At 72.2% G+C, this 13,370-nt stretch carries 11 protein-coding genes and 1 pseudogene; 7 read left to right on the forward strand and 5 right to left on the reverse strand.

Annotation, left to right across the window (positions count from 1 at the left end; translation table 11 throughout):
- Window positions 1-4: 4 nt before the first annotated feature.
- Window positions 5-1,405 (reverse strand): annotated as a pseudogene (locus tag ACZ5GP_RS01450) (alpha-amylase); the annotation flags it as partial.
- Between the two features lie 195 nt (window positions 1,406-1,600).
- On the reverse strand, window positions 1,601-2,122 hold the full coding sequence (locus ACZ5GP_RS01455) for a CGNR zinc finger domain-containing protein (protein ID WP_468748814.1): 522 nt from the start codon (window positions 2,120-2,122) through the stop codon (window positions 1,601-1,603).
- Between the two features lie 25 nt (window positions 2,123-2,147).
- Between ACZ5GP_RS01455 and ACZ5GP_RS01460 the strand changes: the two genes are divergently transcribed.
- The 3 genes from ACZ5GP_RS01460 (at window position 2,148) to ACZ5GP_RS01470 (ending at window position 5,549) form a co-directional block, all read left to right on the forward strand.
- Window positions 2,148-2,711 (forward strand): GNAT family N-acetyltransferase, encoded by a 564-nt coding sequence (locus tag ACZ5GP_RS01460; RefSeq protein WP_468748815.1) that lies wholly within the window; start codon window positions 2,148-2,150, stop codon window positions 2,709-2,711.
- A 113-nt stretch (window positions 2,712-2,824) separates the two neighbouring features.
- Window positions 2,825-3,967 (forward strand): M20 family metallopeptidase, encoded by a 1,143-nt coding sequence (locus tag ACZ5GP_RS01465; protein WP_468748816.1) that lies wholly within the window; start codon window positions 2,825-2,827, stop codon window positions 3,965-3,967.
- A gap of 292 nt (window positions 3,968-4,259) precedes the next feature.
- Window positions 4,260-5,549, forward strand: a complete 1,290-nt coding sequence (locus ACZ5GP_RS01470) for a GDSL-type esterase/lipase family protein (RefSeq protein WP_468748817.1) — start codon at window positions 4,260-4,262, stop codon at window positions 5,547-5,549.
- On the opposite strand, the gene ACZ5GP_RS01475 is transcribed toward ACZ5GP_RS01470, so the two are convergent.
- Window positions 5,533-6,543, reverse strand: coding sequence for an RICIN domain-containing protein (locus tag ACZ5GP_RS01475; protein ID WP_468748818.1), 1,011 nt, complete (start codon window positions 6,541-6,543; stop codon window positions 5,533-5,535). The genes ACZ5GP_RS01470 and ACZ5GP_RS01475 overlap by 17 nt on opposite strands.
- Before the next feature lie 253 nt (window positions 6,544-6,796).
- Between ACZ5GP_RS01475 and ACZ5GP_RS01480 the strand changes: the two genes are divergently transcribed.
- Window positions 6,797-9,121, forward strand: coding sequence for an FG-GAP repeat domain-containing protein (locus ACZ5GP_RS01480; RefSeq protein WP_468748819.1), 2,325 nt, complete (start codon window positions 6,797-6,799; stop codon window positions 9,119-9,121).
- A 63-nt stretch (window positions 9,122-9,184) separates the two neighbouring features.
- Here the strand turns inward: ACZ5GP_RS01480 and ACZ5GP_RS01485 are convergent, their stop codons facing one another.
- Together ACZ5GP_RS01485 and ACZ5GP_RS01490 are read right to left on the reverse strand one after the other, a co-directional pair.
- The gene (locus ACZ5GP_RS01485) at window positions 9,185-9,427 is read right to left on the reverse strand and encodes a chaplin (protein ID WP_358700786.1); all 243 of its coding nucleotides are present in this window, start codon (window positions 9,425-9,427) and stop codon (window positions 9,185-9,187) included.
- A 159-nt stretch (window positions 9,428-9,586) separates the two neighbouring features.
- Window positions 9,587-10,891 (reverse strand): NAD(P)-binding domain-containing protein, encoded by a 1,305-nt coding sequence (locus ACZ5GP_RS01490; RefSeq protein ID WP_468749066.1) that lies wholly within the window; start codon window positions 10,889-10,891, stop codon window positions 9,587-9,589.
- A 189-nt stretch (window positions 10,892-11,080) separates the two neighbouring features.
- On the opposite strand from ACZ5GP_RS01490, the gene ACZ5GP_RS01495 reads away from it, so the two are divergent.
- The 3 genes from ACZ5GP_RS01495 to ACZ5GP_RS01505 all read left to right on the forward strand — a co-directional run bounded on the left by ACZ5GP_RS01495 (window position 11,081) and on the right by ACZ5GP_RS01505 (window position 13,295).
- A complete protein-coding gene (locus tag ACZ5GP_RS01495) occupies window positions 11,081-11,440 on the forward strand; it encodes an ArsR/SmtB family transcription factor (protein WP_468748820.1) in 360 nt (119 codons plus the stop codon).
- A gap of 57 nt (window positions 11,441-11,497) precedes the next feature.
- On the forward strand, window positions 11,498-11,911 hold the full coding sequence (locus tag ACZ5GP_RS01500; protein ID WP_468748821.1) for an arsenate reductase ArsC: 414 nt from the start codon (window positions 11,498-11,500) through the stop codon (window positions 11,909-11,911).
- 502 nt (window positions 11,912-12,413) lie between these two features.
- Window positions 12,414-13,295, forward strand: a complete 882-nt coding sequence (locus ACZ5GP_RS01505; RefSeq protein ID WP_468748822.1) for a patatin-like phospholipase family protein — start codon at window positions 12,414-12,416, stop codon at window positions 13,293-13,295.
- Window positions 13,296-13,370: the final 75 nt, after the last annotated feature.

The raw sequence follows: 13,370 nt of genomic DNA on the forward strand, positions 1-13,370 counted from the left end.
AGGAGCCGCATGTTCGTGCGCCCGTGTGCAGGGCGAGCGCCGTGTTGGGGGCGAGCGTGGCGGTGAACCGGCCGGCGGAGTCGACCGTGACGCGCCTGTCGGCCTGGACGTCGCAGTAGTCGCCGGCGGCCAGCGAGGTCTGGAAGGTGCGGTTCAGCGAGGCGCCCTCGTGGTTGATCGCGACGTACGCCTTGTCGCCGCGGCCGAAGGCGATCTGGTTGCCGCCGTTGTCCCACCAGTGGGTGACGGTCTGGCCGCGCGCGGTGTTGCGGAAGGCCACCATGCCCGCTATCTCGCGCCACGCGTGCTGGCACTTCCAGCCGTCGGAGTAGCAGGCCCGCACGGTACCGCCGTTGGGCGGCCCGGCGTCGCGGTCGGAGAACTCGTAGCCGGAGTGGACATCGGGCGAGCCGTAGGGCCAGGCGAGCATGAAGACGTTGGCCAGGGTGTAGTTGGCGCCGTCCTTGTAGCTGAGGGTGTCGCCGCCGCGCTCGGTGTCGTGGTTGTCGACGAAGACGGCGGCCTTGTCGGAGGGCAGGTACCCCCAGCCCTCGCCGTAGTTTTTCAGGTAGGCGAGTTTCTCGGCGTTGAAGACGCGCTTGAGGTCGCGGGCGTACCGGAACTCCTGGACGTCACCGTTGCCCAGGTATTCGCCCGGAGAGACCGCCTCACCGGCGCCGTAGATGGTCTCCTGCTTCCAGTACACGCCCGGATCGCTCAGCCGCGACTTGATGTCGGCGAGGTCCCCGGCCGGCATGTGCTTGGCCGCGTCGACGCGGAATCCGTCGACACCGAGGGAGAGCAGGTCGTTGAGGTAGGCGGCGATCCGGCCGCGTACGTAGCCCTCGCCGGTGTCCAGGTCGGCCAGGTCCACGAGTTCGCAGTTCTGTACGTTGCCGCGGTCGCCGTAGTCGGTGACGCGCGAGCGGCAGTCGTCCATGTCCGCGCCCGAGTAGGTGCCGGGGTAGTCGTACTTCGTGTAGGAGGAGCCGCCCGTGCCGGTGCCCGAGCCGGCCGCCATGTGGTTGATCACGGCGTCCGCGACCACCTTGACGCCGGCGCCGTGGCAGGTGTCGACCATGTTCTTGAAGGCCGCCCGGTCACCGAGCCGCCCGGCGATCTTGTAGCTGACCGGTTGGTACGAGGTCCACCACTGGCCGCCCTGGACGTGCTCCTGGGGCGGTGAGACCTGGACGAATCCGTAACCGTCGGGACCGAGCCGGTTCTTGCACGCCTCGGCGACCGAGTCGAAGCGCCACTCGAAGAGCACGGCGGTGACGTCCTTGCCGCCGGGCGGGGTCGCCCCGGCCTCGGGGGGCGCTGCGAGGAGGCCCCCGAGGACCCCGGCCGCGAGGGCGAGGGTGACGGCGACAGGTCTGCGGGTCGGGTGCGTCGGGCCGTTCATGGGGGCCTCCAGTGGGGGGCGGGGACGGGCGGGAGTGGGGGGCACGGGGGCGTGGCTGAATCACCGGCAGGATCTTGCAGGTTGAATCTGCAAGAACTTGCGATCGGGACCGTAAGCGCCCTGGCAGGCCCGGTCAACCCTTCGCGCACGCCCCGCCGCACCGGGGAGGCCACCCCGGAGCGGCCAGGCGCCGCGTCAGGCCCTGGCCCGGGCGCGGTGACGGCGTACCGCGTCGCGGTTGGCGCACGGATGGGAGCAGTAGCGCTGCCGTCCGGTACGGGACGTGTCGGCGAAGATCGTGGTGCACTCGCCGACCTCGCACCGCCGCAGCCGGTGCATTCCGCGCCCGGCCAGATGCAGGGCGGTGCCGACGGACAGCAGGGAGAACAGCAGGGCTCCGAGGGGGAGTTGGTCGTCGCGGTAGTGCAGGTGCCAGCCGCCGCCCGCGTGATCGGTCAGCCGGGGATGGGCACAGGACGCGGCGAGCATCCGGTTGACCGACTGCGCCCGCTCCTGCTCGTCGGTGGCGTCGACGACTTCCTCCCACGCGTCCAGGGCGGCCCCGAGGACGACCAAGTCCTGCGCCGTGGCGGGGACTTCCAGGGCCAGTCCGGCAGCGCGGCAGCGCTCCGTCAGGTCCGCGGCGTCGACCGGCCGCCGGTTGGCCAGGTCCGCCGCCAGGTTCACGGCATCCGCGCCGTAAGGGTTGAGGTGCATAAGGCCATTACATCAGGGTGATCACATGAGCCACCCCGAGAAACACCCCACGTCCCCTCGGCCCGCGACGCCCGCTCCCGCTCCCGCTCCCGCTCCCGCACAGCCGATCAGTAGTCCCGGCCCTGTGGTGCGGCGGGCCGCCAAAGAGGATCTGCCGGAACTCGTGCGCCTGCGTGCGTCGTTGTTCGAGAACCTCGGCGGGGACTACTTCAACCCCGCCTCGGCGGGTGACGACTGGCGTCACCACCTCGCCGAGGTACTCAATGACCAGCTCACCGCCGACTCCGCGCGGATCCTCGTCGTGGACGGCGACGAAGGCCTCGCCGCCTGCGGCATCGGCACCGTCGAGCAGTGGTTTCCCGGCCCGCACAACATCAACGGCCGTGTCGGTCACGTCATCGGCGTGATCACCGACCCGGCGCACCGGCGCCGTGGCCACAGCCGCGCGATCATGCGGGCCCTGCTGGACTGGTTCCGCGGGCGGGAGGCCTCCCGCGTGGACCTGTACGCCTCCCCCGAGGGCGAACCGCTCTACCGCGCCCTGGGCTTCGTCGACCATCCCGACCCCGCGCTGTACTGGCGTCCGTGACGTTCCCTCGGGGCACTCCCCGGGCCCTCGCTTAGCATCACAGAGACGTTCACAGGGAGGAGTCGGGAGTGGCTAGGGATGCGCACAGCGATAGGCGCGACAACGGGGCGGCGATGGGAGGGGCTGCGGCGGAAGGAGCGGCGGACCAGCTCACGGCGATGGTCGCGGACCTGCGGGATCTCGTGGTGTGCGAGTCCTTCTCCGCCGACCTGGAGGCGCTGGCGCGCAGCGCCGATGTCGTGGCGGCGCAGGGCACCCGGCACCTCGGTGTCCCGCCCGAACGCCTCGTCGTCGACGGGGTGACGCATCTGCGGTGGGTGTTCGGCACACCCCGGGTGCTGCTGCTCGGCCATCACGACACCGTGTGGCCGATGGGGTCCCTGGAGACCCATCCCTGGTCGCTGGAGGACGGCATCGCGCGCGGGCCCGGCGTCTTCGACATGAAGACCGGTCTGGTGCAGATGTTCCACGCGCTCGGCTCGCTGCCCTCCCTGGAGGGGGTGTGCGTCCTGGTCACCGGCGACGAGGAGACCGGCTCGGACACCTCGCGGCCGCTCATCGAGGAGATGGCACGGCAGTGCGCGGCCACCTTCGTACTGGAGGCCGCGGGCGACGGCGGCGCACTGAAGACGGCGCGCAAGGGCACCTCCGCCTACGAGTTGGTGGTCCACGGCAAGGCGGCGCACTCCGGGCTCGAACCGGAGAAGGGCGTCAACGCGGCGATCGGGGCCGCCCAGCTCATCCTCGCCATGGAGGCCCTGGCCCGGCAGGCCGACGGCGACGCCCAGGAAGGCTGGCGGACCACGGCGACGCCGACGATGGCCTGGGCCGGGACGGCGACCAACACCGTGCCCGCCGAGGCGACGGTCTGTGTGGACGTCCGCGTTCCGAGCCTCGGCGCGCAGGAGCGGGTGGACACGGCGATGCGGGCGCTGGAGATCACCGTGCCGGGAGCACGTCTGGAGGTGCGGGGCGGCCCCAACAGGCCTCCTCTGGAGGAATCCTTGTCCGCCGACCTCTTCGAGCGGGCGTGCGCGGTCGCCCGGCGCCTGGGCCTCCCCCCGCTGCGGTCGGTCGCGGTCGGCGGAGCGTCCGACGGCAACTTCACGGGCGGGATCGGCTGTCCGACGCTGGACGGACTGGGCGCGGTGGGCGGCGGGGCGCACGCCGATCACGAGCATGTGGTCGTCGCCGAGATGGTCCCCCGGGCGCGACTGCTGGCCGCCCTCGTCGAGGAGGTCGTCCGGGACGCGTAGAGGTTGCGGGGCACGTAGACGTTGCGGGGCGCAAAGCAGGGCGCAAGTGTGCGGGCGGCGCAGCTGTGCCGGGCCGCGCCGATGTGCTGGGAGGCGGAGGCGTGCCGAGGAGCGGTGGCGGACACCCCGTACTCGGCACGAGCACCCGGCATGCCGTGCCCGGCACCGCGCGCCCAGCGCCCCATACCCAGCACCGCACACCGCACACCGCACACCGCACACCGCACACCGCACACCGCACACCGCACCAAAAGCGTGTGCCTTCCACGTATCCGCTTGACAGGCTGAGACCATGAACTCTCCGCACGACCCCGTTCCCGCCCCCGGCCCCGCCTCCGACCCCGGCTCCCGCACCACTCCCCCGGAACCGGAGTGGATCACGACACCGATCACCACGTCCCTCGCCGCCGATCTCCTGCGCGGCGCGCTCGACGTGGAGGGCACCGAGCACGGCGTGCTGCCGCACCGGCTGCCCGCCCGGGCCCGTGCGCAGTGCGCCGACGGGCAGTTGGCCATGGCCGAGTCCCAGCCCTCCGGCGTACGGCTGGTGTTCCGCACGCAGGCGACCGCCGTAGAACTCGACACGCTCCGCACCAAGATGGCCTACCGGGGCGCACCGCCCCGTCCGGACGGCGTGTACGACCTGCTGGTCGACGGCTCCCTCACCGGTCAGGCCAGTACGACGGGCGGCAACGTCCTGACGCTGGACATGACCACCGGTGCGGCGGAGACCGAGCCCGGGCCGGTCGGCACGGTCCGTTTCCAGGGGCTGCCGGACCGGGTCAAGGACGTCGAGATCTGGCTGCCGTACAACGAGGTCACCCGGCTGGTCGCCCTGCGTACCGACGCCCCCGTCGAGGCGGCCCCGCCGAGCGGCCGCGAAGTGTGGCTGCACCACGGCAGTTCGATCAGCCACGGCTCCACCGCGGCGAGCCCCACCACGACCTGGCCCGCGCTGGCCGCCTCCCTCGGCGGCGTGGAGCTGATCAATGTCGGCCTGGCCGGCAGCGCCCTGCTCGACCCGTTCACCGCACGCGCCCTGCGCGACACTCCCGCCGACCTGATCAGCGTCAAGATCGGCATCAACCTCGTCAATCTGGACCTGATGCGCCTGCGGGCCTTCGGGCCGGCGGTCCACGGCTTCCTCGACACGATCCGCGAGGGGCACCCCACCGCTCCGCTGCTGGTCGTGTCGCCGCTGCTGTGCCCGATCCACGAGGACACGCCCGGACCGGGCGCGCCGGACCTCAGCGGGCTCAGCGAGGGGCGGTTCCAGTTCCGGGCGATGGGCGACCCCGCGGAGGTGCCCGGCGGGAAGCTGACGCTGACCGTCATCCGGGACGAACTGGCGCGCATCGTGAAGCAGCGCGCCGGCGACGACCCGAACCTCCACTACCTCGACGGCCGTGAGCTGTACGGCCGGGCGGACTTCGAGGAGCTGCCGCTGCCCGACCAGCTCCATCCCGACGCCGCGACCCATCGCCGCATCGGCGAACGTTTCGCGTCCCTGGCCTTCGGCCCGGGCGGCCCGCTCACCCGGGCGACCACCGGTCGGCCGTCAGGTGTTACTCGGAGTCGATGAAGAACACCTGGTCGGTGCGGTCGGTGCAGGCCTCCTGCTTGGCCGCGGCGCCCTCCGCCGTGGACCTGTCCGTGATGCCCACGCAGAACTTCCGGTCGGGGGTGAAGAGCGTGTAGATCCGGAAGGTGTTGGGGACGGGCGTCTCGACCGCCTCGATGTAGAACGAGTTGGCCCCCGCGCAGTCGCTCGTCGTCTCCAGCAGGTCGGGCACCGAACTGAAGGGGAACACCATGAGGCAGCGGATGCCCGCCTGGGTGTTGTGCCACTGGAGCTTGTAGAGGCCGTTGCCCTGCGACGCCAGGTATGTGCGCGGGGTCGTGGCCTTCGCGCAGGGGCGCTGCACGGCGACCGGGACGCTCAGGAGCCCGGCGCGCCCCTCGGTCAGGCACTGGCCGGGCGCGCTGGCGGGGCGGATCTTGATCCAGCCCTCCTGGAGGCCCCGGAACGTCCCCTGCGTGAATTTCGCGCCCGGTTGGTTCTCGCAGGTCCACTGGCGCAGTGGCGTGCCGTCGGTGGTGGCGGAGGCGGTGACCTCGAGGCACTTGCGCGGGCTCGCCGTCGCCGACTGGATCAGCGCGGAGTCCCCGAGGTCCTCGAAGAAGAAGCTGGTGCCGGGCCGGCCGTCGCAGTCCGTCTGCACGACGGCGGCTCCGTTGTCGGCGCTGGAGTTCTCCACCGCCATGCACTTGCCGCTGAGGGCGCTGATGATGTGCACGGCCCCGCTGTGCGCCGAGGATTCCTGCAAGGACCACAGCGCTCCCTCCCGGCCGGCACAGCGCCGCTGCTTGACGCGCTCGCCGGCCGTCTGGGTGGCGACTTCCAGGCACATGCCGGTGTGGGTCGCGGCGATGTTGAGTTGCTGGCCGGCGGCGGTGCTCGCGGCCCGGGCCACTTGGCCGGCGCCCGGCAGCAGGGCCGAGGCCAGTGCCAGGACGAGGACGAGGAGCAGGGTCGGGGTGAGCGCGTACGGGCGGGCTGAACGGGAGCTCAGCATGGACTTCTCCATCCCTGGGGGATCGAGCCCGCCCGGCGGACCGAGCGCCCCGGCTCGGCTCGCACGATGCGGGCGTGGCGGCGCCAGATGCTGCCCGTCACCGCTGACGCCCGCCTGACACGGCCGCCCCCGGGCGGCGGCCCCCAGCACGGCGGAAACCCACCCGGGTGCGACGATCTTGGCTGATATACGCTGCGGCTACTCTCCCGGCAGTGAGCCGGGACAGGTGTCGAGCCCGGGGGGGCCTTCTCACATGACCAAGCAGTCCGGCATGCCCGCACAGACCGGCATGCCCGCACACGCCGAAATGCAGGCACAGGCCGATATGCACATGCAGACCGATGCGCAGGCACGGCCTCGCGTCACCGCACCGTCCCGCGGCATCAGGCAGTCCCACGCCACCATGCGGACCCGCACGCTCCGGGGAAGCGCGCTCGTGTCCGTGCTCGCACTCGGTGTCCTCGCGCCGTACGCGCAGGCGGCCACGCCCGCGGCGGTTCCCTCGGTCGCCCCGGTCGGCCTCGGTCCGTGGACCGCGCCCGAGGAACTGCCCGGCGTCACCGGCGTCGTCGACCTGAAGTCGACCCGTGACGGGACCCTCGCGGGGCTCTTCACTCAGGACGGCCGGACCGTGCTGTCGGTGCGGCCCGCGGGCAGCACCACCTGGCAGCCGGCCACGCCCGCCCCGGGCCGCAGCCTCCAGCGCACCGACGACGGTGCCGTCTCCCTGCTGTGGTGGACCGACCCCGCGGACGGCGGGGCCGCCACGCTGAAGATGTCGCGGCTCGCACCGGACGGCACCGCTTTCACGCCCGCCGAGGACGTCACGACCGGCACGGTCGCGCGCGCCGGGGACCGCACGCGTACCCAGGGCGCCACGCTGGCCTCCAACGCGCGGGGCCACCAGGCCGTCGCGTGGATGGACGAGGAGCGTCGCCTGACCGTGGTCGAGCGGTCGGGCCCGGACGGCGCCTGGTCCGCCCCCACGACCCTGGACCGGCTGCCGGACCCGATCGTGGGCGACGACCACGTGTACGCCTACGCGCTGTGGGACATGCGGGTCGCCGTCGACCCGGCGGGCACGGTCGGGGTGATCTGGGGCGGCAACAGTTTCTACGAGGGCGACGGCGTCGACCCGGATCCGTCCGCCCACAAGTGGCACTACAGGTACCTGGAGAAGCCCGCGGGCGCCGATGCCGCCTGGGCGCCGCCGCGTGAGCTGCCGCAGCTGGGCGAGAAGCCCCGGCTGGTCACGCTGGCCGCCCATCCGCAGGGCGGGTTCCAACTGCTCTCGCACGGCGGTTACGCCCGCAAGGCGGCCGGTGCGGCACAGTGGGGCGAGGCCGTGCAGACGGGCGTCGGGGCACGGCCGGCCGCGCCCGCCGACCTCCTGACAGCCCCGAACGGTGACATCACCGCTGTCGGCATGCGGGGGCCGGGCGAGCCCGCCGTCGCCACCCGGCTCTCTTCCGGCGGCGGTTGGGGCGCGGCGCGCAAGCTCGCCTCGAACGTCGACGGGGACTCGCTGGGCGCGGTCGCCGGCGCGGGCGGCGCGGTCGTGGTCACGTACACGCAGAAGCGCTTCGAACTGGGGCGTGTCCTGCGCGAGGACTTCGTCGCGCAGACCGTGGAGGGCGGCGATCTGTCCAAGCCGCGCACGCTCGGCGCGCAGACCAAGGACACCGTGAGCGCGGGCCGGGCCGCCGTCGACGGCAAGGGGCGGCCGGTGGCCGTGTGGACGCGGTCGCCCGGTGCGGGCGGCGCGGCCACGGCGTACACGGCGACGACGGGCACGCGTGCCGCGCCCAAGTGGCACGACTACGCCGACGACGCGCGCGGGGACGTCGTCGGCCTGTCGTTCAGCGATTCGATGAAGTTGTACACCGGGGACACCACCAACCCCACCGACACCTTCTACGCGTCGCCGTGGAACGAGAAGACGCGGGTGGTGCCGTTCGGCGACTTCGACGGTGACCGCTGCAATGACCTGATCGTCCGGCTGCCCGACGGCGAGACCCGGCTGTACACCCCGGCGTGCGGCGGCGGCCTGCCGGCGCCCGACTCCGCGTACAAGCGCCTCGCCCGTGACTGGACCCGCTACGACACGCTGTTCGCGAGCGGCGACCAGACGGGTGACGGCCGCCCGGACCTGCTGGCCCGCGACAAGGCCACCGGCGATGTGTATCTGTACGCGGCCGACGGCTCGGGGGCCTTCGAGCCGCGGGTGAGGATCCGCGCGGCCTGGACCGGCTACTCGCGGGTGATCGGCGCCGGGGACCTCAACGGCGACGGTCTCGGGGACGTACTCGCCCTCGACAAGTCCGGCGAACTGTGGCGCTACGACGGCCTGCGCACCGGCAGGCTCAAGGACCGCGTCCAGGTGTTCAAGGACTGGGGCGCCTCCTACAAGGACGTCATCGGCGCGGGTGACGTGAACGGCGACGGCCGGCAGGACCTGCTCGCGCGGGACACCTCGCACCGTCTGTGGCTCAACGCGGGCAAGGGCGCCGGCTCCTTCGCCGGGCGGGTCCCGTTCGGCGCGGCGGAGTACTGGAAGAGCTGGGCCTCGCTCGCCTGACCGGCGCGACGCAGCGGCCCGGCCGGGGAGATCCCGGTCGGGCCGCTGTGCTGAAGGCGTTCGTCAGTTGGTCTTGCAGTGGTTGCCGGTGGCCGGGTTGAGGAGCCCGATGACGTCGACGGTGTTGCCGCAGAGGTTGACGCCGAGGTCGATCGGCAGCTGAACGGCGTTGCCGGAGAGAAGGCCGGGGCTGTTGGCGACGTGGGCGTCGGCGGAGGGGCCGTCGTCGGCGAGCGCCTGGCTCGTACCGCCGAGCACGGTGCCGACGGCGAGCAGGGCGGCGACGCTGAGAGTACGGACACGCATGGAGTGATCTCCTCCGTGTAGGAAATGCGATCTCTCTCCAGCAGATAGCGCGAGGGCCGTTCGCGCGAACGCTTGCCTCCATTCGGGTGACCCCGGGCCTCTCCACGGCGTGGCGCGCACCCGGCCCCGGGCCCGCCTGCCACGGGCCTCGGAAGGGGCTCAGCGCGCTCCGCAGCAGCCGTCGGCGGACTCGTCGGCGTCCGCCGGTTCGTCGAAGAGGCCCGCGCCGCCACAGACGCCGGTCTCGGGGAGGGTCAGCTCGCTGCGCCCGGCGGCCTCCTGGTCCCCGGCGAGGGCGGCCGCGACGGAACGGACCTGCTCGTATCCCGTCATGGCGAGGAAGGTCGGGGCGCGGCCGTAGCTCTTCATGCCGACCAGGTGGACGTCCTTCTCGGGGTGGGAGAGCTCCCGCACGCCGTGCGGGCGGACGCTGCCGCAGGAGTGCTGGTTGGGGTCGATCAGCGGGGCGAGCGTGACGGGCGCCTGGAGCCGCTCGTCGAGAGCGAGGCGCAGCTCGCCGAGGAAGGACAGGTCGGGGCGGAAACCGGTCAGGACGATGATCTCGTCGACCGGGTCGAGGCGGCGGCCGTCCTCGGCCACCAGCACCAGCCGGTCGCCGCTCCTGTCGACGGCGTCGGTGCGGAAGCCGGTGACGGCGTCGGCGTGGCCGTCGTCCACGGCCGCCTTCGCCGCCAGGCCCAGGGCGCCGCGCGCCGGCAGCTCGTCCGCCGCGCCGCCGCCGAAGGTCGCGCCGCCGATGCCCCGCCGCAGCACCCACACGGCGTGCGTGCCGGGCGCTTCCCGGGCGAGGTCGGCCAGCTGGGCCAGGGCGGTGAACGCGGAGGCCCCGGCACCGATCACCGCGGTGCGCCGGCCCGCGTACCGCGCCCGTACGGCAGGGTCCCGCAGGTCGGGAACGCGGTACGAGACGCGGTCCCGCGCGGCGTGCTCACCGAGGGCGGGGAGGCCGTCGGCGCCGATCGGGCCCGGGGTGGCCCAGGTGCCGGAGGCGTCCATGACCGCGCGGGCGAGGACGCGCCGCTCGGCGCCGCCGGCGTCGCGGACGTGCACGGTGAAGGGCCGCCGCTCGCGGTCGACGTCGACCACGCGGTCGCGACCCTGGCGGGAGACACCGGTCACCGCCGCCTGGAAGCGGACACGGTCGCCCAGTACGTCGGCCAGCGGCTGGAGGTACGCGCGCACCCAGTCCCCGCCGGTCGGACAGGCCGCCGCGTCCGGCCTCACCCAGCCGGTGGGGGCCAGGAGCTTCTCGGCGGCGGGGTCGACGAGCTCGGCCCACGGTGAGAAGAGGCGTACGTGCGACCACTCGCGCACGGCGCTTCCGGCGGCGGCGCCCGCCTCCAGGACGAGAGGCCGAAGGCCCCGCCCGACGAGGTGGGCGGCCGCGGCGAGGCCGACGGGGCCGGCGCCGATCACCACGGTGGGCAGCTCGGCGGTGGACATGCGGTGGTCCGGCGCGTTCACGGTGACTCCCTCTGATTCGACATCCGTCGATGAGTTGTGCGGCCAGCGTGCTCTCCATATCGACGTACGTCAACATAGACACTCACCGAAACAGAGACGTGGCGTGCACGGGGGCGGGCGCACCGTCGGGGCGAGGCTCCTTGATTCGACATGTGTCAACATAGACAGATGCCGAATGCCAAGGTGCTGCCCCTCGTGGACACGGACGTCGAGCCCTGCTGCCCGCCCCTGACGGAGCGCCCCCTCACGGCCGAGGAGGCCGCCCGGACGGCCGCGATGTTCAAGGCGCTCGGCGACCCGGTGCGGCTTCGGCTGTTCTCCCTGATCGCCTCGCACGAGGGTGGGGAGGCGTGCGTGTGCGACATCTCCGACGTGGGCGTCTCCCAGCCGACCGTGTCCCACCACCTCAAGAGGCTCAAGGAGGCCGGCCTGCTCGCCTCCGAGCGGCGCGGCACCTGGGTGTACTACCGCGTCGAGCCGTCCGTGCTCGCGGCGCTGGGGCACGTCCTCGGGCGCGTCGCCGCCTGACGCCACGCCCGCACACGAGCTGACGCCACGCCCGCACACGAGCCGAGAGAGCCCCCGGTGCCCGAGAAGCCTTCCGTCCTGTTCGTCTGCGTCCACAACGCCGGCCGGTCCCAGATGGCCGCCGCCTGGCTGACCCACCTGGCGGGCGACCGCGTGGTGGTCCGCTCCGCCGGGTCCGACCCCGGCGGAGCGGTGAATCCCGCCGCGGTCGCCGCCATGCGCGAGGTGGGCATCGACATCTCCGCCGAGCGCCCGAAACTGCTCACCGTCGACGCCGTCGAGGAGTCGGACGTGTGCGTGACGATGGGCTGTGGGGACACCTGCCCGGTCTTTCCCGGCAAGCGCTATCTCGACTGGCGCCTCGACGACCCCGCCGGTCGGGGTGTCGAGGCCGTCCGTCCGATCCGCGACGAGATCAGGGCCCTGGTGGAGGACCTGCTCGCGGAGATCGCTCCCGGGAGGACGGCGTGACAAGGGCGGGGCGCGGCTCGGCCGGGGAGGAGCCCTAGTACGCCAACATCACCGCCAACCTCCTGCGCGACGCCGGCGTCCCCGTGGCCATCACCGACCGGTCGCATATGCCAGAGCGCCGCTGATGGAGGTGCGGGGGCAGCGTGTCACCGGCCCGCGGCCTCACTGCAAGAGAGGGGTGGAGAGATGTACTCGGGAGCGTTGGAATGCAGATGCACCACCCCCGTGTAATCCCTATGCGACCCCCACCAGGGGTTGTCTTCCGATGCGACGGCGGGTGCCCTGGAACATAGGCGACTTGCTCTGCGGATAGCAGGGCGAAGGGCACTCACTCTCTCCCACGCGCCTTCGATCGCACCATCACGCCCTCAGTGTCGCGGCCGTTTCTGTCATGCCTCCCCCTCCCCCGCGGATCGCCCGGTCTCAGTCAATGGATCTCCGGCAAGCAACGCTGCGGCTATCGAGGAAGCACGGCATGCCGGCTCGCGTAGGAGCCCAGCACATGACCGAAGCCCCGTCCTGCTCCACTCCTGCCACTCGCGCCCTGGTCCTCGGAGGAGGCGCCCTGGGCGGCGGCGCCTGGGAAGCCGGCATGCTCCTCGGGTTGGCGGAGGCCGGAATCGATCTTTCCCAGGCAGACCTCGTGATCGGAACCTCAGCCGGCGCCATCATCGGCGCAGAAGTCGCTTCGGGACGCACAGCCCAACAGATCTACGATCGCCAGACCCGTGCGCCCGCACCGGATCTAGGGCCACACACTACGCGTGCCGTTCTGTTCAACCTTCTCGTTGCCCTCTTGGGCCCCCGCAAGCCGGGCCCTGCTGCCCGCTGCACCACCCGACTCGCACGGCTTCTCCCTGCCCGCAGTGCGGACCAGGCGTTCCAAGCCATCGGCGCCTCCCTCCACATACAGCAATGGCCGAAACGCACCCTGCATATCTGCACCGTCGACAGCGCGAACGGCAACCTCATCGTCCTGGACCGCAGTACCCCTATCAGTCTGCTGCGCGCCGCCACCGCCAGTTGCTCCGTCCCGGGCCTGTTTCCACCGATTCCCCTCGACATGCGTCTGTGCATCGACGGTGGGATGCACTCCCCCGCCAATGCCCACCAGGCAGCCGGCTACGAACGCGTCGTCATTCTGGCCCCTGTCCCGCGGCTCTACTGGCGCAGGCCCACCACGAAAGATCAGGCCGCATACCTCGCTGAAAAGGGCGCGCACGTCGTGTTGATCTCACCCGATCGGGCGTCACGCCGAGCCATCGGCATCAACCCTCTCAGTGCGCGCAACCGTATGTCAGCCGGCCGAGCAGGCCGTGCCCAAGCAGCAGCCTGGGCCGCTCGAACAGCCACTGTCTGGAACCTGGAGCGTGAGCCGGGCTGAGAACTCACGACGAAGCGACCTGCTCGGCCTGGCTGTTTGCGTACTCCGGCCAGGGTGCTGTCTTCCTGCCGCTCC

This window comes from Streptomyces sp. NPDC031466 (genome assembly GCF_055581265.1).

Bases quoted from the DNA above. Each gene is read 5' to 3' on its own strand.
- ACZ5GP_RS01470 (WP_468748817.1), top strand. From the start codon at position 4,260: ATGAACTCTCCGCACGACCCCGTTCCCGCCCCCGGCCCCGCCTCCGAC.
- ACZ5GP_RS01460 (WP_468748815.1), top strand. From the start codon at position 2,148: ATGAGCCACCCCGAGAAACACCCCACGTCCCCTCGGCCCGCGACGCCC.
- ACZ5GP_RS01490 (WP_468749066.1), bottom strand. From the start codon at position 10,891: ATGTCCACCGCCGAGCTGCCCACCGTGGTGATCGGCGCCGGCCCCGTC.
- ACZ5GP_RS01480 (WP_468748819.1), top strand. From the start codon at position 6,797: ATGACCAAGCAGTCCGGCATGCCCGCACAGACCGGCATGCCCGCACAC.
- ACZ5GP_RS01505 (WP_468748822.1), top strand. From the start codon at position 12,414: ATGACCGAAGCCCCGTCCTGCTCCACTCCTGCCACTCGCGCCCTGGTC.
- ACZ5GP_RS01485 (WP_358700786.1), bottom strand. From the start codon at position 9,427: ATGCGTGTCCGTACTCTCAGCGTCGCCGCCCTGCTCGCCGTCGGCACC.
- ACZ5GP_RS01455 (WP_468748814.1), bottom strand. From the start codon at position 2,122: ATGCACCTCAACCCTTACGGCGCGGATGCCGTGAACCTGGCGGCGGAC.
- ACZ5GP_RS01465 (WP_468748816.1), top strand. From the start codon at position 2,825: ATGGGAGGGGCTGCGGCGGAAGGAGCGGCGGACCAGCTCACGGCGATG.
- ACZ5GP_RS01475 (WP_468748818.1), bottom strand. From the start codon at position 6,543: ATGCTGAGCTCCCGTTCAGCCCGCCCGTACGCGCTCACCCCGACCCTG.
- ACZ5GP_RS01495 (WP_468748820.1), top strand. From the start codon at position 11,081: ATGCCGAATGCCAAGGTGCTGCCCCTCGTGGACACGGACGTCGAGCCC.